Below are 20354 nucleotides of genomic sequence, written 5' to 3'. Positions count from 1 at the left end.
TTAAAAAACGACCTCCTAGGAGCAAAGATGACCACCATAACTCACCTCGAAGTGCGCGATATCCGCTTCCCAACCTCACGGGACCTAGACGGCTCAGATGCCATGAATGCTGCCCCCGACTATTCGGCCACTTACGTAGTACTTTCCACAGATGCAGACGACGGGCGCGAAGGTCACGGCCTGACCTTCACCATCGGTCGCGGAAATGAGGTGTGTGTAGCTGCCGTGAATTCCTTATCCTCACGCATAGTGGGGCGTGAACTGGAAGCGATAACAGCCAACATGGGTAGCTTCTGGCGAGACCTAACCAGTGGAGATAGCCAGCTGCGCTGGTTGGGCCCAGAGAAAGGAGTTATCCACCTTGCATGTGCCGCTATCGTCAACGCCATCTGGGACCTTTGGGCTAAGCGCGAAGGCAAGCCCATCTGGAAGCTGTTAGCCGACATGACCCCTGAAGAACTAGTGCGCTGTCTGGACTTCCGTTTCGTCAGCGATGCCCTGACCCCAGGCGAAGCACTGGCAATCCTCAAGCGTAACGAGTCTGGAAAGTCCAAGCGCGAGGCGTATATGCGAGAGGCCGGCTATCCGGGCTATACGACATCAGCGGGGTGGCTCGGATACACCGAGGACAAAGTGCGTCACTTGGCGCGAGAGGCACTTGCAGAGGGCTGGGAGCATTTCAAGCAGAAGGTCGGTGGTGACCTGACTGAAGATCGGCAGCGCGCACAAATTCTACGCGAAGAAATTGGTTGGCAGCGCACCCTGATGATGGATGCTAACCAGATGTGGGATGTCGACGAGGCTATCGCGAACATGCGCAGCCTCGCAGAGTACGCCCCGCTATGGATCGAAGAGCCCACCAGCCCGGACGATATCCTTGGCCATGCAGAGATCCGCGCCCGCCTTGCTCCATCAATCGGCGTTGCCACTGGTGAGCACTGTCACAACAGGGTGATGTTTAAGCAGCTACTCCAAGCCGAGGCAATTGACTTCTGTCAGCTCGACGCTGCACGGCTGGGTGGGCTTAACGAGGTGATCGTGGTGTTGCTGCTCGCAGCCAAGTACGACGTTCCAGTTTGCCCACATGGTGGAGGCGTTGGGCTGTGCGAATATACCCAACATATATCCTTGTTTGACTACATTGCCGTTTCCGGTTCGCTTGAGGGTCGACTTCTTGAGTACGTGGATCATTTGCACGAGCACTTCCTCGACCCGGTTCGTATCAATAAGGGCCGCTATCTAGTGCCAGAGGCCCCTGGGTACAGCATCACTATGCACCCCGAATCACTGGCACGCTTTCAGTTCCCAGGTGGTGAAGCTTGGCAGCAATGATTTGACCTTCAACATATCCGCAGCACTTCGACCAATGGCCAAGTCTCATCAGATGCCTCCTCGTGTAAGTTGAACATACAGGAGGCATTGACAAACATAACCAAAATTAATGCAACCATTCTCAGCCATACGTAGCGCACTGTGCTCGGATGGCACGCCGCAAAACGTAGACACGCTAGCCATATCAAGGAACCAAGCATGCACACAACCACAATGACGCGTGTGACTTCTCTGATCGGCGCCACACTGCTAGGTTTGACCACCTTACAGGCCAGCGCCGCACCTGAAATTCCACCAATTCCTGCCGTCCAAGGCGACGTTGTCCAAGCTGAAGGTGATTTCAAGATCAAGTTCAGTATCGGCACCACTCAATCCGGTGCCCAATATCGAGGTCTAGAGTACTTCGAAAAGATCGTCGAACAGCGCAGCGATGGCCACATCCAGGTCGAACTCTTCCATAGCGCCCAGCTTGGAGATGACCTTCAAGCCGTCAGCAACCTTCAGTCCGGCACACTCGAGATGACCGCTCCCTCCACTTCGCCTCTAGTGGGAATGTTTCCGGAATTTGCCGTCTTTGACTTGCCATTCCTATTCCCCACCCCAGAAGTTGCCGATAAGGTCTTGGACGGTGAAATCGGCCAGAAGATGCTCGATGACGCTTCACGACAAGGACTTGTCGCTATTGGATGGGCCGAAAATGGCTATCGTCAGCTGACCAATAGCGCTACACCGGTTACGTCCCCCGACGACCTGGACGGCCTGAAGATTCGTACAATGCAGAACGATATTCACTTAGATATCTGGCGAACGCTCGGTGCCAACCCGACCCCAATGTCTTTCGCCGAACTATTCACAGCGCTGGAACAGGGTGTGGTGGACGGCCAAGAGAACCCCTGGATTACTATCGAAGCCTCTAAGTTCATTGAGGTGCAGGACTACGCCAGTGAGACTAACCATGTCTACACGCCCTTTATTACGCTGGTGTCCGAACGTTTCTGGAACCGCCTACCTGCAGGCTATCAGCAGTTGGTGCGAGACGCTGCCAAGCAGATGGGTGACTACGAGCGCGAAGTTAGCCGTACCCTGAACGACCAAATCAAGCAGCAGCTGAAGCAGGCCGGGATGCAGATAACTGAACTAACTCCGGAGCAAGTCGAAGTATTCCAAGAGAAACTGGCCCCGGTTTATGACGATTGGCGCGACGAGATCGGCGGTGAGCTGATCGATGCGATCCGAAAGGCATCACAATAAACGCGGATATGCCGTAGCGGGGCGGCCAGCGTCGTCCCGCCTATACCTCAAACGCGCCAGTCATAAGAGTCCGCCATGAACGCTAGCTCAATCTCCTCACGTTCTTCAGTACTGGGGTTGCTCAAGCGCAGCCTCGAGATCGTCATTGGCCTGTTGGTCCTGGGGGTCGTCTTCTGTGTGGTATCTAACGTCTTCGGTCGCTTCGTACTCAACTACTCCTTCGTGTGGGCCGAAGAACTATCGCGAGTGCTATTCATCTGGCTAGTGCTGCTCGGCGCCGGATTAGGCAGCCTCAACAACGAGCATGTCTCGGTTACCTTCTTCAAGAACATGGCGCCACCGAAGATCCGTAGATTCTTCGGCATTCTCTCAGTACTAATCATCTATGTCGTATGCGTTTGTATCCTCCTCGGCTTCCAGCACTTGGTCGCCGGCTACATCAGCACAACCCCACTGCTAAAGCTTCCTAAAACCCTGCTATACAGTGCCATGCCCGTCATGGCGGTTCTGACATTGATTGCCAATACGATCTTCCTATTTCAGCTGCTAAAGCGGAGCCCGAAATGATTCTCTGGAGCCTTTTGCTAGGCCTAGCATTATGCATCGTGATCGGCATGCCGATCTCCTTCGGGCTCGCTGCTATCAGCCTGTTCATATTCGTCTCTGCTGACTACGCACTGAGCCCCATCGTTTCGGAGGCTGTTAACGGTCTTGATTCCTTCCCACTGCTAGCGATCCCCTTGTTCATCCTAGTAGGGGAGGTAATGAGTGAAGGCGGTATCGCCAAGCGTTTGGTGCGGCTCGCTAGCGCCATGGTCGGCTTCATTTCCGGAGGGCTCGGGCAAGTTGCAGTACTGACCTCAATGTTCTTCGGGGGCATCAGCGGCTCGGCAGTCGCTGATGCCTCGGCTGTCGGAAGCATGATGATAGATCCCATGAAGCGCCATGGTTACTCGGCCCCGATGGCAACTGCGATAATCGTTGCTGCCTCGGTGGTAGGCATCATCATCCCCCCGTCAATCCCCATGATTCTGTTTGGCGTTGTTACCGGCACATCGATCTCGGCATTGTTCTTGGCCGGAATAGTTCCAGGGATATTGATCACTTTGGGGCTTGCCGTCACTACCTATCTACAGTCGAAAAAGAATGGCAAGGCCCAGCCTTTCGATGCCAGCGAACTCTTGGCTGCATTAAAGAGCGCCTTTTTGGCTTTGCTGCTTCCTGTGATCATCGTGGGAGGGATTCTGAGCGGGGTCTTCACGCCTACTGAAAGTGCCGCAATCGCACTTCTCTATGCTCTAGCAGTGTCAATGTTCGTCTACCGCAGCTTGCCGCTGAAGCGTTTCTTCCAACTTTGTATCGCTACCGGCAAGCTTACCGGGGTCGTCATGCTGTTGTTGGCTTTCGCCAATGTTCTGGCCTGGCTATTAACTGCCAATATGATCCCCCAACAATTGGTCGCTAGTCTCTCGGCGTTGTCGGATAACATGTTCGTAATCCTGGGCATTTTGAGCTTATTCCTGCTCATCGTCGGCTTCTTTATGGACTTGACGCCCGCCATGGTCATCCTTGCCCCGCTGATGACTCCAATAGTAGTTAAGCTCGGCATCGACCCGGTCTATTTCGGTGTATTGATGTCGTTCATCCTTGGCATCGGTTTGATCACACCTCCAGTGGGTACCGTGCTTTACGTCGGTTGCGGCGTCGGCAAGGTCAGTATGGAGCACCTGGTCAAGAGCCTACTGCCCTTCTATTCCACACTACTCCTCCTACTAGCCCTATTACTGGCCTTCCCCGGATTAGTTCTATGGTTCCGCTAACCCCTCCAGATCAAGGAAGAGGAGCTCGGTATGAACATTAGTTCTTCAGAAGTCATATACGCCTTGAACGCGCTACTTGGTGAGGGCGGCATCTTAGAGTCGTCGCAAGACATGTCGCGCTACGCAGTAGATTGGGCAGGCGATAGGCTCGGCAGTCCCCTAGCTGTGGCACGCCCACGAACTACCGAAGAAGTGGCCGGGATTGTCGAGTTCTGCCACCGTCATCGGGTGCCCATGGTCGCGCAAGGCGGTCATACCGGCCTAGTTGGTGGCGCCCTACCCGATGCCGAGCAACCAGAACTGGTAATCAGTCTAGAGCGCCTCAACCAGATTCGTGAGATCGACCCTCTAAATTTCACCCTGAGCGTGGACAGTGGCTGCGTACTACAGACTGTCAAGGACGTGGCCGCAGAACACGAATGCGACTTCCCCCTAAGCCTCGGTGCCCAAGGCAGCTGCCAGATCGGCGGAAACGTCGCAACCAATGCCGGCGGACTCAACGTTCTACGATACGGCATGATACGCCAGCTAGTATTGGGGCTGGAGGTAGTATTGCCCGACGGGCGTATTTGGAATGGAATGCGTGCGCTGCACAAGGACAACCGTGGCTATGACCTAAAGCAGCTGTTCATCGGAGCCGAAGGCACGCTGGGCATCATCACTGGAGTGGTTCTCAAGCTATTCCCTCAGCCCCAAGAAACGCGCACCGCGCTGGTCGCTGTGCCAGACGTTTTCGCTGCGCTAGGACTCTATGCTCTGGCAAGGCGCAGTTGCTGCGAACTCCTGAGCGCATTCGAGCTGATCCCACGTGCCTGCCTAGAACTCGCCTTCGAGGCAGCACCCGATTTGCCCGATCCACTGGAGACTCCAGCACCGTTCTATGTACTGCTGGAAATAACCGCCAGCGGCCCAGTCGATCTCGAAGCCATGATTGAGCACCTCTTCGATAGTGGCATGCAAGCCGGACAAGTACTCGATGGTGTGCTAGCCAGCAGCGACGCCCAAGCTGCTCGCCTCTGGCGGATTCGCGAAGCCATGGTTGAGGGACAGCAGCTCCATGGTGAGCATCTGCGCACCGATATAGCGCTACCGATCTCCACGCTGGGTAACTTCTTTAATGAAGCCAACCGAGCCATGGCTGCAATCTCTCCTCAAACCACAGTCATCGCCTACGGGCATCTCGGCGACGGCAACCTTCACTTCAACCTGCTGCCGCCTGCCGAGCTGGATCTCACTGCCAAGCGCGTGCTGCTTCACGCACTCGAAACAGAACTATTCGCCATCGTCGAGGATTATCAGGGCAGCATCAGCGCCGAGCACGGTATCGGACGCACCAAGCAGACCGCTTTCCTCGATGGTCTCAGCGAGCTTGAACGCGAGTTGATCTCCGATCTCAAGCAACTTTTCGATCCCGATAACCTGATGGCCGCCGGACGAATTTTGCCCCGCGTGACAGACCCAGCCATACACTACCAGCCCCAGGAATGAGTATGCATCACGTCGATATCCATAAATGTCTCCCTCATGATCTCGATCGAGCTGTGCTGATCGGCCGAGTCTGGCGTGAGACGCAGCACCCAGGCCCTGCAATCGTGATCGTCCGCGATGGCGAGGTGCTAGACATCTCTACACAAATCGCGACCATCGCCGACCTGCTCGACCTAGCAGATCCTGTCGCCTTTGTTCGAAATGTCGACGGCGAATCGCTGGGGCGTGTCGAGTTTTTACTCGAGAACTCGCTGAACAACTCAAGCAATGCTCCCCGCTTGCTCGCGCCATGCGATCTGCAGGCAGTCAAAGCCTGTGGTGTAACCTTCGCTGTCAGCCTACTCGAGCGCGTGATCGAAGAGCAGGCTGCTGGCGACCCGCAGCGCGCCGGAGAACTACGTCGCGAGATTCAGTCCCTGATCGGCGGTGACCTGTCACGTATACGGCCAGGCTCTCCCGAGGCCCTGGCTCTTAAAGCCGATCTCCAAGCCCGCGGCGCCTGGTCGCAGTATATGGAAGTCGGCATCGGTGAAGATGCCGAGGTGTTCTCCAAGGCTCAGCCGCTCTCATCAATGGGATTCGGAGAGTCCGTCGGCCTGCACCCCGCTTCGCGTTGGAACAACCCCGAGCCCGAAATAGTTCTCGCCGTAGATGCCTCAGGTACTCCACGGGGTGCCAGCCTCGGCAATGACGTTAATCTGCGCGACATAGAGGGACGTAGCGCCCTGCTTTTGGGCAAGGCAAAGGATAACAATGCTTCCAGTGCCATCGGTCCCTTCATCCGCTTATTCGATGATCACTTCACGATGGATACCATTCGCCACGCGCAAGTCTCATTGCGCATCGAGGGGGCCGATGATGACTTCGTGCTGGAAGATTCTAGTGACATGCGCGAGATCAGCCGCGATCCGCTGGAGCTGGTATCGCAGACCCACGGCACTCATCACCAGTATCCCGACGGCTTCATGCTGTTTCTCGGCACTATGTTCTCGCCTGTTCAAGATCGTGATGGCCCCGACCAAGGCTTTACTCACCACCTAAACGATCGCGTGACCATCGCGACGCCCAGTCTCGGCGCCCTGATCAATCACGTCGATCACAGCGATCGCCTGCCAGCCTGGACTTACGGGCTACGCTCACTCTTCTCCCATCTCGCCACACGTGGCCATTACTAAAGCGCTTCAAGAACGACCATTAGCATTTATCTCAACCATGAGTCAGGAGACAATATGACCCTGGAAGGCAAACAACTCATTGGCCAACAGGCCGTACTCAGCAATGGCAATGCCATCCACGCAGTGGACCCCGCTACCGGCGAAACCCTCGAACCCGGCTATAAGGCAGGCTCGAGAGCGGAGGTCGAGCATGCCTGTGAACTGGCCTGGACAGCCTTTGATGCCTACCGCGAGACTGGCCTCGAAGTCCGTGCGTGCTTTCTCGAAACCATCGCTGAGGAGATCGAGTCAATCGGGGATGATCTTATCGTGCGCGCCATGGCAGAGTCCGGACTGCCCCGTGGCCGACTCGAGGGTGAACGGGGCCGTACATGCGGTCAGCTACGCCTCTTCGCACAGGTCGTACGCAATGGCGAGTGGCTCGATGTACGCCTTGACCCTGCGTTACCTGAGCGTCAGCCAATGCCGCGGGTCGACCTGCGCCAGCGTCACATCGCGTTGGGCCCCGTCGCCGTGTTTGGTGCCTCCAACTTCCCGTTGGCGTTCTCCGTTGCCGGCGGTGACACTGCCTCGGCGCTGGCCGCAGGCTGCCCAGTCATTGTCAAAGCTCACGCTGCACATCCCGGCACCTCCGAGCTGGTCGGTCGCGCCATACAACGCGCCGTAGCCAAAAGCGAACTGCCCGAAGGCGTGTTCTCACTACTCTATGGCTCCGGACGTGAGCTCGGCCAGGCATTGGTTCGCGATCCGCGCATCAAGGCGGTGGGCTTCACCGGCTCCCGCTCGGGCGGCACCGCTCTGATGCAAACAGCCCAAGAACGCCCCGAACCGATCCCCGTCTATGCCGAGATGAGCTCAATCAATCCAGTGTTCCTATTGCCTGAAGCACTCAAGACACGCGGCAAGGAACTGGGTAATGCCTTTGTCGGCTCTTTGAACATGGGAGCCGGCCAGTTCTGCACTAACCCGGGCTTGGTCATCGCAGTAAAGGGCGAGGCACTCGATGCTTTCGTGGCCGCCGCCAGCGAGGCGGTAAAAGACTCCGCGGCCCAGACCATGCTGACCCCAGGCATTCATGATGCCTACGTGCAGGGCGTCGATGGTCTTCTGCAAAGTAGCACTGCCCGCGAAGTCGCCCGCGGCGCCACTGGCGAGAGCCAAAATGCTTGCCAGACCGGGCTGTTCTTGACCTCTGCCAAGGACTTCATGAGCGATGAGACGCTACAGGCCGAAGTGTTCGGTGCCACTTCACTGGTGGTTGAGTGCACCGACCTCGACGAGGTCAAGCACGTGGCAGAATCGCTAGAAGGCCAGCTCACCGCCACCCTGCAGATGGACGAAGACGACCTAGGCGCAGCCCGTTTGCTGCTACCTGTGCTAGAGCGTCGCGCAGGGCGAGTGATGGCTAACGGCTGGCCAACCGGCGTCGAGGTATGCCACGCCATGGTCCACGGTGGCCCCTATCCTGCCACCTCAGACTCGCGTACCACTTCTGTGGGCAGTGCAGCGATCTATCGCTTCCTGCGCCCAGTCTGCTACCAAGACCTGCCACAAGGCCTACTACCTGAAGCATTGCGTGACGGCAACCCTGCCGGGGTAAGTCGCTTGATCGACGGCCACCGCGAGACCTAAGGTTCATGCGGTTTTAGAAAATATTACCAGAGTGAACAGGTGATACTGAACGGGACGGCATTTGCCGTCCCGTTGTCATTGGTAGGCATTCGAATCGTCAGACAATACAGCTAGAGATAAAAAGACATCGATAGTTGATTGAAGGATTACTGCAACTAGCAGCGGGTTAAAGCATTCACTACGGGTATTTCGGCCGCTTCCCCCTTGTGAAACCTGACCATACTGCCCAAGCCTAGTTGACCACTACAACCCTACCACTGCCGAATCGTGGCAGGTATCATCCCCAGCCCGTTCATCGCAGCCGAGGGAGGTTTCCATGCCGATCCTGCACAGCATCATTCACCGTATCGACAAGGGCAATAGCGAGACGCCGGCCCAGCTGGTGCCTGCCGCCACCGCCCTGCCGGCATCCGATGCACTGGAGGATCTGGTGTCCGGGCTCAATGATGCCTACCACGGCAAGGCCAAGAACTGGGGCCGTTTCAATGAAGACGCGCCTGCTGCCTTCCCCGCCGAGCTGGCGTCTTTCCTCGCAGGTGATACCGATTTCTCGAGCCTGACCCAGACGCTTGCCAGTCGACTCATGCCGTTGATCGATGACAACCTCCCGACAGGCGGCCATCTGCTGGTGGTGGATCACCAACAGGGTGAGACGCGTCATCTGTTCATGGCGTTGCTGCACCATCGTGATGGCTTCGCGATCGGCGAGTCCCTCGCGGTAACGCCCGCCCGACAGCTCAACATGACCCAGATGTCGCTGGCCGCACGACTGGATATCAGTCAGTGGCAAGGCAGCTCGACGTCTCACCCCTATCTGTCCTGGGCGCGCGATCGCGGACGCACCAAGCTCGCCGAAGCTTTCGCCGAGACGCTGGGCGCACAGGAACAGCGGGATGCCGGCCAGGAAACCCGCACCCTACTCAAGGCGTTCAGCGACTATGTCGAGAAGGAAGACATGGCCGAGGAAGCCAGCCGGCAGAAGACCGACACCCTGGTCGATTACGCTACCGACCAGGCCAAGCTTGGCGAGCCGATCACGCTGGATCAGCTGTCTGAGCTGATCGATGAAGAGCACCCGCAGGCCTTCTACGACCACATTCGCAACAGCGACTATGGGCTGTCACCGGAAATCCCGCCGGACAAGAAGACGCTCAACCAGTTCAAGCGTTTCACCGGGCGCGCCGCGGGCGTCTCGATCAGCTTTGATTCGCACCTGCTGGGCGACTCGGTGGAATACGATGAAGCGAGTGACCGTCTGATCATCAAGCAGGTCCCGACGGGCCTGCGCGATCAGCTCAAGCAACGCTGAAGCCTCTGATCAGACGACATCACCTGATGCACACCCGGCAGACACACGAAGGCCAGGCAGATGCCTGGCCTTCGTGTGTCTGACAAGAAACCGTGTGCCCCGGCCTTTACAGCCCTTCGAGAACTTCATTCATCTGAGCACGCACACTCTGCAAGCCATTGCCGGAGAGATACCAAAGCCCCGGGGATAGCACGGTGACACCAATGTCCGCGCCGCCAGCATCGGCCAGCGCGGCCTCAAGCGCGTCAGCATCCATCGGGGTCTGGCCAATGGCAGCACTGCGATCGACCACATAAAGAGCATTCGGCGCCATCTCGGCAATATTCGCTGGCGTCAGCGGGTAGAAAGTACGCGCACCACGGCTGACCGGCTCCACGGAATCCGGCAACGCCGGCTGTTCGATCTGCAGCAGCTCAGTCACTACCGGCTCGTTACGCAAAGCATAGCGACCGTCATTGTGAGTCACGACCAGCACTCGAAGATCGTTAACGAGCCCCTCCCGTGCCGTATCGATTGCAGACTCAAGCGCTGCAAGATGATCGTGCGCCTTTTCCTCAGCATGATACGGGGACGCCAGGCTCAGCACCTTGTCACTAAATGCTTCGAAGTAATTGCCTTCTTCGAGAGTGACATCACGCGTCTCCGCCACAGCCTTGAGCGCCTCAAGCGATCCAGACTGACGGCCGGTGACCAGAATCAGGTCCGGCTCCAATCCCGCGATCGCCTCGACATCAGGCTCCTTGAGTCCGCCGACATCTGCTCGATCTTTGATCAAATGCGACAAATAGGCGGGTGCAGACTGATGTGGAACCCCGACGAGATGCTCGGCCAAGCCCAGCTCATCCAGCGTATCGGCAGCGCCCCAGTCCAGACTCACGACGGAAGGGCCATGCTCTCCCCCGGCGACTTCGTGTGCCTGTGCACTCAAGGGTAAAGCAGCCAACAACAGAGTAGAGACAGACAAGGTGAGCCCAGTGACGTTCATCGACATTCCCTTTATTGAATAATAATTAATATCATTTGTGTTTGCGATCCTAGCACGACTATTTCCTCAAAATCATGCAACTGTGCGTTGCATAACCCGCAATTTACGAACGACTCCATGCCATCACCAAGGGTTGCGTAGAACGCAACTCTGTCAACAAAGAAACACACCTGAACTAAAAAATACGAATGTTTATCATTTATTTTCTCAAACACGAAAAAAAGATCGACACTGATGCGATGATGCCTGTCGTATTCCCAACCCGAAGTCGACGTCAACAGAGCACTCAGTGGCCCACAACCCTAAAAAACTCGTGGCTCAATAACGACATAATCGCGACCTCAAGGATCCAGGAACATGACAGTCCCCGCACTCCCCTTTGCTCGATCGGCCTTGGCTATCGGTATCGCCGCCGCTTGCCTACCTGCTGGCGTACAGGCTGACGACTCCAGCCAGTTGGAACCTGTGGTGGTGACAGCTTCCGGCTACGAACAGGTGATCTCGGATGCCCCTGCCAGTATCTCGGTCATTACCGGCGAGCAGCTCAACAAGCAGTCGTACACGGACATCACAGATGCCATGGATAATGTGCCTGGCGTCTATGTCACGGGGGGCGGGAATTCTCAGGACATCAGTATTCGAGGGATGGACAACAGCTATACGCTTTACATGATCGATGGCCGCCCTCTCTCGGCTGGCCGCTCCGTCAATACCAATGGCAATGATGAAGGCAAGCAGATTGGCCTCCCCCCAATCTCGATGATCGAGCGAGTGGAAGTGATTCGCGGACCGATGTCATCGCTGTACGGCTCACAAGCCATGGGCGGCGTCATCAACATCATCACAAAAAAAGTGGCGGATGATTGGTCGGGGTCTGTCACGACGGAATACACCCATTCGCTCAACGACATCAGCAATGACGGGCAGCAACTGAGCTTCTATACCAGCGGGCCGCTCATCGAAGGCCTGCTCGGTCTCAAGGTCCACGGAAACTGGACCGGTTATGAAGAAAGCGATTACCAGGGCGGTAGCGACAATGCTGAAAGCATGCCCGACAGCGACACACGTCAAGGAGGTGCCGAGTTCACGCTGACACCAGATGAGGACAATGCGTTCACGCTCGGCTATACCGCCTCCAAGAAAGAATACACTCACAATGCTGGCGTGAGCATCGCAGATGATTCCGAAACCAGTCGTTATCGCTACGACAAGGATGTCTATACCCTTGGCCACAAGGGAAGTTACGGCAGCTTCCTCACGGACACCTATCTGCAGCACGACATCTCGGAGAACGTGCTGGATTCCGATGATGAGAAACGCGAAGAAGTCACCACGCTCAACAACCAGACCACGTACTTCTGGGGCGACCATATGCTGACCTTCGGCGGTCAGTACAAATTCGAGCAGTTGACCGACGAGACCAATGGTCTACTGGCCTCAAATGTCCCCGGCGCCGTCGATAACGTCGATCGCTGGATTGCCGCACTATTCGTCGAGATGGAATGGAGTCTGACCGAGGACCTCAACGTCACCACCGGAGTCCGCTACGACGACGATGAACTGTTCGGGGGTCATCTCTCGCCACGCGTCTACGCCAATTACCACTTTGATCCGCAATGGACGCTCAAGGGCGGGGTCTCCACGGGCTACAGCCAACCGAGTCTATCCGCCGCAACAGAGGGCTTTGGACGTCGAACTGGCCAGGGCAGTGCCGTCATCATCGGCAACGAGGAGCTGGATCCGGAAACCAGCACCAACTACGAGCTGGGCACCGTTTTCCAGAACCAGTCAGGCACACTCAGCGCCGGTGCCACCCTGTTCTACACCCAGTTCAAGGATAAGATCTCCGAAGATCGCCTCTGCCAAGGCCCGGATGAAGGTTTCTCCGACCCCGCCTTCCGCGAGTGCAGCTATGCCGGCACTGATTACTATTTCATCAGCACCTACCGCAACATCGACGAAGCTGTCATGCAGGGCATCGAGCTGTCACTGGACTATGCCATCACGCCAAGCGTGAACCTTAGCTCCAGCTACACCTACACCGACTCCGAGCAGAAAAGTGGTGAATTCAAGGGCGAGCCCTTGAACAAGATCCCGGAACATATGCTCAACGTGGCGCTGGACTGGCAAGCCACTCACGACCTCAACCTGTGGGCACAGGGGAACTACCGTGGCGAAACCAGTGATTACCTGTCACGTACCAGCATGAGCGAAGGCACGCCGAGCTATACCTTCTTCGATGTGGGTGTCGTCTATGCCTTGAACGAGAGCGCTCGCGTCAAGGCTGGCCTCTACAACATCGCTGACAAGGAAGTCACCAATGACACCTACGGCGTGGTGCTGGATGGCCGCCGGTTGAACCTTGGGCTCACCATGGACTTCTGACCCTCGACTAGATCCACTCATGCTTACGCAACAAGGGGAGCCGAGGCTCCCCTTGTTGCATTGCAGCTCATGGTTTTAAAACAAGACGTCAGTCATGACGGGCCGGTGTCTTCATCAGCAGCTTCCATCAGATCCACGAGACTCGCTGCCACTTTCCTCCAGCAACCGCTCGCGGAAGGCTTGCACCTTGGCAAGCGTTGCCCCCAGGCCGATGAATCACGTAATAGGCCAAGGAAGAAGCGCATATCACCTCATCGAAAAGTCTCACCAGACGCCCTGCAGCAATTACATCGTGAGCCATTACCTCACGAGCCAGTGCAATATCCTGCTTATCAATTGCAACCTGCCGCTCCGAAGCGGAGTTATTCACCGATGATCCATGACGTATTGCGAGTGGGTTACCTGGCAGTCGTTCTCAAGGATTGCTCAAACCTGTCCAGGAAGAGGTCGGCTTCCGAGCGCTCGATGCACAGTGGCGGGCGAATCTTCAAGGTACTGCCGGACTTGCCGGCCCCGCCGATCAACACGCCATTGCGCTTGAGGTCGTTGATCAACGCCGTGGTGCGCTGGGCGTCCGGCGCTCCGTCACGCGCCGGATCACACAGGTCTACGCCGAGAAACAAGCCAGCGCCTCGGACATCACTCACTTCCTCGAAGCGTGACTGAATATCGCGCAGGTGGCGCATGAGATAGGCGCCCTGACGCTTCGCATTCTCCATCAGGCTTTCTTCAGCGATGACATCGAGCACTGCTGTTCCGGCCGCCACCGCGACAGGCGAGCCGCCGAAGGTATTGAAGTAGCCGACATCGGTATTGAGTTTCACCAGCAACTCCTCGCGCGCCGCCAGCCCTGACATCGGGAAACCATTGCCCATCGGCTTGCCCATGGTGACCACATCCGGCTTGACACCATGACGTGCAAAGCCCCACATGCCATCACCGGTCCGCCCGAAGCCGGGCTGAACCTCATCAGCGATGAATAGCCCTCCCTGTGCCTGCAGCATCTCGACCGCGGGCTTTAGAAAACCGACGGGGTCGGCGTAGATGCCATCGCTGGAAAAGATCGAGTCCACCAGCAAGGCCGCGCATCCGTAGCCCCGAGCATCCAGCTGCTCAATACCATGCCGTACCTGCTCAGTGAGCCAGGCGGCGGGGTCCGATTGCTGGGACATCTCGGAAATCGGCAGGATATGGACATGATCCGGTGGCGTGCCCTGCTTATAGGAAGACGGTGACACCTCGGTCACGGCCGCCGTGTTGCCGTGATAGGCCGCCTCGGTGACGATGATCCCCTGCCGGCCCGTCCAGCCACGCGCCAGCCTCAGCGCCATGTCGTTGCTTTCACTCCCGGTACACATCATGACCAGCCGATTGAGCGCTGTCGGCAGCGTGTCCAATACGCGCTCTGCATAGCGATGAATACCTTCGTGCAGGTAGCGGTTGTGCACGTTAAGGGTCCCCATCTGCTCGGCGACCGCCTGGACCACGCGAGGATGGCAGTGGCCGATCGACGGCACATTGTTATAGACATCCAGGTAGCGCTTGCCTTGATCATCGAACAACCAGACCCGCTCCCCCCGGACGATGTGCAGCGGCTCCTCATAGAAGAGCATGGACGTAGGCCCTACCGTTTCCAGCCGCTTGCGTACCAGTGCGCCGATTCGCGCATCTGCCTTGTCGATGTGCGCCATGCTGAAGGCGTTCTGATCCAGAATCCCGCGTACCTTTTCCATCACGCCATCCTCACATTGTGGTGTCGTTGCAGATCATCAGGTAGATAGCCATCGCGTACCGGATGGCCACGTTGTGTCATATAGCGCTGTGCCATCACCGCGGTATCGCGGCTGAAGTCACTGCCCAACGCCTGGCCTTCCTGGCTCTCCTGATGGGTTGCCAACCAGGCACATAGCAAGATGCGGCGAATCAGAATGAAGGTATCGAGCATCGCCTCATCCGCTGCCGAGAATTCAGCAACCGAGCGATAGCCCTTGAGCCAGGCGTCCCGCAATTGCGGAACACAGGGGTCTGTCTCATGAAAGCTGATGGCGGCAGCGAAGTCATAGGCATACCAGCAGAAGCCACAATCATCGAAGTCGATGATCGACATGCCCTCTCCCGACACCAACAGGTTGGTCAGCCTCAGGTCGGCATGCACCAGGCCATAGCGATGGGGTGCCGTGCCGTATAACGCGATCTCTGACTTGATATAGGGGATGGCCTCACTGATGGTGTGAGCCTCGCTCATCGTCATGCCGGGGGCATTACGCCAATCCCCCCATAGCCCTTGCGCAGAGATCATCGTCTCGAGATTCCAATGCTTGCGCACGAACCCTTCTGGCAACTGCCAACGACGACTGTGCGCATGCAAGGTCGCAGTGACAGCCCCGAGACGCTCGAACCATTCCGGCAAGCCGTCACCGATATCTGGCTCAGCCCCCGCTGCATGCTCAAAGGCCACCACCAGTAATGTCAGCTCGCCCACGGAAATGCTCAGCACAGGGCTCCCCGTCTTAGTCGGCAAAGGGGCTGGCGTGTTGACCTCGGTGGTCACCCGAATAGCGCGTATCCAGGCCAATTCAGACTCGATCTCTTCTCGGCAGTGGTAGTCCGGCCGATGGACACGAATGATGATCTTGCGACCTGTCGCACTCTCCTCAGCGATGAAGGTCGCGTTCTCCGACAGGGTCAGGAGCGAGACCTGAGCCTGTTTCGATAGGCCCCATTTCTCCAGACAGCGTGCCAACTCGATTTTTATTTGATTTGTAAGAGTGTCCGTATACATCTCACTACCTCGCTGACATCAGAAAGGCCGGGACGCTGCGAAATACTCACTGCCTCGCGATGTCACATGAAGGGCGGCCTCGTGGTCGAAGCCATGCCCTCCTCGGCGATTCTTGTCCTTGTGGTCTCGGTGCCACTTCGCGGAAGAAACAGGCATGGGTGTGCGAATCGATATTCCGAAACCCCGCTCCCTCTTTGAAGATGTGCGCGAAAGTTGCATGTCCAGACTAACGACACAGCAAGGGAGAGCGTTATCAGCATCTGGCAAACCTTGCTTAACCATGGAAACCAATGAGTTACACGCGATATGCCACAATATGTGTCACTAGCAGGCGCAGGCGATGCCACAAGGAAGTACAGGAAAGATTCACTCGCACCAGGCAAGTGCACGCGGGAGGCATGGGACGTCAATGAACAGGCCGGCAACCTGACCGATTGGTCACAGGAATATGATCAATACGGCGAGGGGAGATTCTATGGCCGTATCGATGAGCTTCACCTGCCTCACATGCAGGTATTCAAGGAATACACCAGTCATGCGCTCGGGCAGCAATGTCATGTCTGGCCGGATTCGCTGTGGCTGGGCATCCCGGCAGCTCGGGTGCCTTGCCGTATCAATGGCTACTCTCTGCAAACGCAGGACATCATGTGTCAGCCGGGAGACCATGACTTTGAACTGACCACGCCTGATGACTTCGCGATCTATAGTCTGGTGATCCGGCGGGACTGGCTGGTGAACGTCGCGGGAGAGTCGGCACTGGCATTGCTGGAGGCAGACCCACAACAGGTGATGCGTCTGGAGGTATCATCCAAGACTCGGCAGGCCGCCACCTTCCTGATGGAATGCCTGCTCAAGCGTCAAAGTGCGGCGTTCGAGGTGCAGGTCCACCAGGACATTCTATCTCTGGCAATCAACACCATCCTGCACGAAAAGACCCCTCTCCCTGAGCGCTACCCTAGCTATCACCACCGGCGTCAAGTCGTCGCGAAGATACGTGACTACGTGAATGGCAGTGCTTCTGCCCCCATCAGCATCGACACCCTGTGTGACATCGCCCATGTCAGCCAGCGCACGCTTCACAACAGCTTCGTCAGCATTCTCGGTATCAGCCCGATGCACTTCATTCGCCTGAACCGCCTCAACCATGTACGACGTCGGCTATGTGACCCGGACAGCACCAGTACGGTGAGCCAGATTGCCAATGACTGGGGGTTCTATCACCTGGGAAAATTCGCGCAGGATTATCGTCATCTGTTTGGCGAGCGGCCGTCGGTGACGCTGTTACGTTATCGCGCCAACCCCATGCTGGAAGCGTGAAGGGGTTCAAGTGCACTGGGCACTTCAGAGATCCTCTTGTTAACCGATGATCTTCCATTCTCGTCGGGGTGTCAGACCGATTATCAGTGACAAATCGAACAAGTGATATTTACCTCCCATCGACCATCTGCTAAATTTTGAGAATCGGGGCAAAATCCCCGATCGGGTTTGGCGACTCGAAACCACAAAGGCGCACAAGCGCCCAGACCATGGTTGGCGCTTTTTTTGTGCCTGCCATGCGTTATGGCGGTCGTGCGCGGGAGACCCTCGGGTCTGCCGGTGTCCTTTGTGGCCGGTTCGCCAACCCGTGTACGGCCGCCCCCATCACTGTTTGGCGACAGCGGGAGCGGCTCCAACACAAAGGAGCTTCAACCATGGTCATTCAGACTACGGCATCCCCGCGTAGCCCCGATCTACCCACCCCCTATGGCGGCTATCCCGATCCCCCTTCCCAAGGCTGTCGCGCACGTATCGCTGGCGACTGCAGCGAGGTGCTGTCATGACCTCGAATTCTTCTCACACCATCCCAGCAGCCTCATCTACTCCTCATATGCCCTCTGTTACGGGCAAGGCAATAGCCGAGTCTTCCAAGATGCCTGAGGCTTCAGCGTCACACGACTCGTCTTCTACCACCACCTCAGAGAATCAGCACAGCTCTACTTCTCCTCACACCTCAAGCTCTCCCACATTCCAAGACTCCTCGACTGCAGCAGCTTATCGACGAGGACAGTTGATCAAACAGCACTTCCAGCAGTGGCTGAAAGCCTTGAAGGATAAACCGACTCATTTCACGAAAGTCAGCTGCCGCAACGAGCTGATGAAACATCCAGAGTTGGCGGGCTATAAACCCATTATTGTCCTGCAGCGTGTCGGTGACCTGATCGATCGCTTGGTCATTGATGGTCACGCTGTGCAATCCGACACCATCGGCAAGCGTCGCCGCGTCTATCAACTCATCGATAGCACTTCGGGGCGCTCACCGGATATCCCACTGCCGAGCAATCGACAGGATCTTGCCACGTCGAAAACCGACAGCACATCGCATCTACCGCTCGATAAAGCACTGCAGGAACAACGTCGAGCCTTGAAAAAATCTATGCGGGCCGCGAAGGCGGAAGCCGAGCACCTCTATCAGCTGGCAAAGGACTATCCGGAGGCGAAACCCGACATCGCTCCACTTCAGGAGGATGCGATTCAGCGCGCCTGTGAACTCCAGGGACAACTGGCCGCCGTGCTGGCGCTCTCTGCAAAACGCCATGCTGGAGGTGCCTCATGACGCCGCGTCAGATCAATCGATTACTGCCCTCTCTGACAAGCCAGACACTCAGAGCTTGGCAAGCGCGTTGTATTGAGACAGCGCTTCAACGGCTTTCGGATCAGCAGCCCCATTTCCTGTGCCAGGCCACCCCGGGTGCGGGCAAGATGCTGATGGCAGCCGTTCTAACTGAGGAACTGATTCTCAACGGGAGCATTGATCACGTCATCTATCTCGGCCCCACCTCTGCCGTGGTGGAGCGTGCACGCGAGACGTTTTCGCAAATTCTGGGGCGGCCCATGCAGGGCAGGCTGGGGGACATCGGTATTGCGCTGACCTATCAAGCGCTCAGCTTCCGCCTGGAGGATCTCAAGCAACTCTGTCGCCAAGGGCGTGTCCTGCTGGTCTGGGACGAAAGCCACCATGCCGCCGGCGCGACAGCATGCGCCGCAAAAAACGCCTACACCAGCTCGGCAGCCACCGGCGCCAATCAATGGGGATTGGCACTCTTGGCATTGGAGCGCGATGTTCGCTTTACGCTCGCCTTGTCAGGCACTCCTTGGCGCACTGATGGCAGTTGCCTTCCGATGCTGCGTTATATGGCACCGAGCCATGAAGACGCCTCAGCGTCCGAGCCATCGGCGCCAACCCTGCCATCGGCGGACAGTGACCGCCTCGCGCTGATCCCAGACTTCACTTATCCCCTGCGTGATGCCATCCAGGATGATGTCTGCCGTACTCCCCAGATATACCTGATAGATAATGACGACATACGTCTGGTGGCAGAACAGCAGGCGCAGCGTGAGACACTGTATTACCAAAGCATCCCAGCCCTGTTGCGTCATCCAGGGGTGCATTACGCCGCCTTGCTGCGTCACCCGGGGCCTCAGCAGCATTTGCTGGACGTCAGCTGCCAACGCTTGCGACAGCTTCAGGAGAAAGACCCGACCGCCGCAGGATTGGTGGTGGCATCCAACATTTCCCATGCGGAAGACATCGCTGATTGTCTGAAACAGATGGGACAGACGGTGTGTCTGGTAACCAGCCAGACGGAAGGGGCGCACGCACGACTTGAGGCCTTTCGCTACGGCCATACCTCGTGGATTGTCTCCGTCAACATGGTCAGTGAAGGGATCGACATTCCCCGCTTGCAGGTATGTTGCTACCTCAGCCACGTCAGGACCGAACAGTATTTTCGTCAGGTGCTAGGCCGAATCATACGGCGTCGACATGCACAAGATGATGCGTGCTATTTCTATGCACTCAACGAAAGCACGTTACGGCACTACGCCTACCGGCTGTTTGACGACTTACCCGACGAGCATGCTGCGATCCAACTGGATCCCTTCTCTTCCCCGACAACACCCGCCCCAATCGTCTATCCAGCCACAGATTCGATAGCCTCCAACGACCCTGGCACGAGCGGAGAACTCCCCACGATTGAAATGCATGGCGCGCCACATGCTCAGGCCCCCATGAGTGAGTGTGTGAGCCTATCAGAGGGAATACGAGAGATGACTCTCGATCTGGCAAATGATGTGGCGTTCTCCAACGCCTTCTTGGCGCGCCTGGTATCGCTCTGACCACAGGCAGCGATTCGGCTGCACCGCCTGCACGACCAGG

16 protein-coding genes are annotated in these 20354 nt (G+C 57.1%); 13 read left to right on the top strand and 3 right to left on the bottom strand.

Going from position 1 to position 20354, the window contains the following annotated elements; translation table 11 throughout:
- The first annotated feature begins 27 nt into the window (after positions 1 to 27).
- From R1T44_RS08380 to R1T44_RS08345, 8 genes are all read left to right on the top strand, one after another.
- Complete coding sequence (locus tag R1T44_RS08380) at positions 28 to 1332, top strand: L-fuconate dehydratase (RefSeq protein WP_317292871.1); 1305 nt, start codon at positions 28 to 30, stop codon at positions 1330 to 1332.
- Positions 1333 to 1530: 198 nt separating this feature from the next.
- Positions 1531 to 2583, top strand: coding sequence for a TRAP transporter substrate-binding protein (locus R1T44_RS08375; protein WP_107335113.1), 1053 nt, complete (start codon positions 1531 to 1533; stop codon positions 2581 to 2583).
- 75 nt (positions 2584 to 2658) lie between these two features.
- A complete protein-coding gene (locus R1T44_RS08370; RefSeq protein ID WP_317292870.1) occupies positions 2659 to 3150 on the top strand; it encodes a TRAP transporter small permease in 492 nt (163 codons plus the stop codon).
- The gene (locus R1T44_RS08365) at positions 3147 to 4403 is read left to right on the top strand and encodes a TRAP transporter large permease (protein WP_317292869.1); all 1257 of its coding nucleotides are present in this window, start codon (positions 3147 to 3149) and stop codon (positions 4401 to 4403) included. Before R1T44_RS08370 ends, R1T44_RS08365 begins: the two co-directional genes overlap by 4 nt.
- Before the next feature lie 30 nt (positions 4404 to 4433).
- Positions 4434 to 5891, top strand: coding sequence for an FAD-binding oxidoreductase (locus R1T44_RS08360; protein ID WP_284727638.1), 1458 nt, complete (start codon positions 4434 to 4436; stop codon positions 5889 to 5891).
- 2 nt (positions 5892 to 5893) lie between these two features.
- Positions 5894 to 7066, top strand: coding sequence for a fumarylacetoacetate hydrolase family protein (locus R1T44_RS08355; RefSeq protein ID WP_107335117.1), 1173 nt, complete (start codon positions 5894 to 5896; stop codon positions 7064 to 7066).
- Positions 7067 to 7120: 54 nt separating this feature from the next.
- The gene (locus R1T44_RS08350) at positions 7121 to 8698 is read left to right on the top strand and encodes an aldehyde dehydrogenase (NADP(+)) (protein WP_317292868.1); all 1578 of its coding nucleotides are present in this window, start codon (positions 7121 to 7123) and stop codon (positions 8696 to 8698) included.
- Positions 8699 to 9014: 316 nt separating this feature from the next.
- Complete coding sequence (locus R1T44_RS08345) at positions 9015 to 10007, top strand: nucleoid-associated protein (RefSeq protein ID WP_317292867.1); 993 nt, start codon at positions 9015 to 9017, stop codon at positions 10005 to 10007.
- 106 nt (positions 10008 to 10113) lie between these two features.
- On the opposite strand, the gene R1T44_RS08340 is transcribed toward R1T44_RS08345, so the two are convergent.
- Positions 10114 to 10992: an ABC transporter substrate-binding protein gene (locus tag R1T44_RS08340; RefSeq protein WP_317292866.1), complete on the bottom strand. Its 879-nt coding sequence runs from the start codon at positions 10990 to 10992 to the stop codon at positions 10114 to 10116.
- A gap of 357 nt (positions 10993 to 11349) precedes the next feature.
- On the opposite strand from R1T44_RS08340, the gene R1T44_RS08335 reads away from it, so the two are divergent.
- Positions 11350 to 13377: a TonB-dependent receptor domain-containing protein gene (locus R1T44_RS08335; protein WP_317292865.1), complete on the top strand. Its 2028-nt coding sequence runs from the start codon at positions 11350 to 11352 to the stop codon at positions 13375 to 13377.
- A 398-nt stretch (positions 13378 to 13775) separates the two neighbouring features.
- Here the strand turns inward: R1T44_RS08335 and R1T44_RS08330 are convergent, their stop codons facing one another.
- The gene (locus R1T44_RS08330; RefSeq protein WP_317292864.1) at positions 13776 to 15110 is read right to left on the bottom strand and encodes an aspartate aminotransferase family protein; all 1335 of its coding nucleotides are present in this window, start codon (positions 15108 to 15110) and stop codon (positions 13776 to 13778) included.
- Positions 15110 to 16159: a phosphotransferase enzyme family protein gene (locus tag R1T44_RS08325; protein WP_317292863.1), complete on the bottom strand. Its 1050-nt coding sequence runs from the start codon at positions 16157 to 16159 to the stop codon at positions 15110 to 15112. The genes R1T44_RS08330 and R1T44_RS08325 overlap by 1 nt, the downstream gene beginning before the upstream one ends.
- 306 nt (positions 16160 to 16465) lie before the next feature.
- Here R1T44_RS08325 and R1T44_RS08320 point away from each other — a divergent pair, with 306 nt between their 5' ends.
- From R1T44_RS08320 to R1T44_RS08305, 4 genes are all read left to right on the top strand, one after another.
- The gene (locus tag R1T44_RS08320; RefSeq protein ID WP_317292862.1) at positions 16466 to 17476 is read left to right on the top strand and encodes a helix-turn-helix domain-containing protein; all 1011 of its coding nucleotides are present in this window, start codon (positions 16466 to 16468) and stop codon (positions 17474 to 17476) included.
- A 374-nt stretch (positions 17477 to 17850) separates the two neighbouring features.
- A complete protein-coding gene (locus tag R1T44_RS08315) occupies positions 17851 to 17979 on the top strand; it encodes a hypothetical protein (RefSeq protein WP_284893781.1) in 129 nt (42 codons plus the stop codon).
- Positions 17980 to 18206: 227 nt separating this feature from the next.
- Positions 18207 to 18752 carry a hypothetical protein gene (locus tag R1T44_RS08310; protein WP_284893780.1) on the top strand — a complete coding sequence of 182 codons (546 nt, stop codon included), beginning with the start codon at positions 18207 to 18209 and terminating at the stop codon, positions 18750 to 18752.
- Positions 18749 to 20314, top strand: a complete 1566-nt coding sequence (locus R1T44_RS08305) for a DEAD/DEAH box helicase (protein WP_284893779.1) — start codon at positions 18749 to 18751, stop codon at positions 20312 to 20314. The genes R1T44_RS08310 and R1T44_RS08305 overlap by 4 nt, the downstream gene beginning before the upstream one ends.
- The last annotated feature ends 40 nt before the right edge of the window (positions 20315 to 20354 follow it).

Origin of the sequence: Cobetia amphilecti, assembly GCF_032923285.1 — a bacterium.
In the GTDB taxonomy this organism is placed as follows: Bacteria; Pseudomonadota; Gammaproteobacteria; order Pseudomonadales; family Halomonadaceae; genus Cobetia; species Cobetia amphilecti.
The sequence above is the reverse complement of the archived record's forward strand: the minus strand, read 5'-3'. Positions and strand labels throughout refer to the sequence as shown.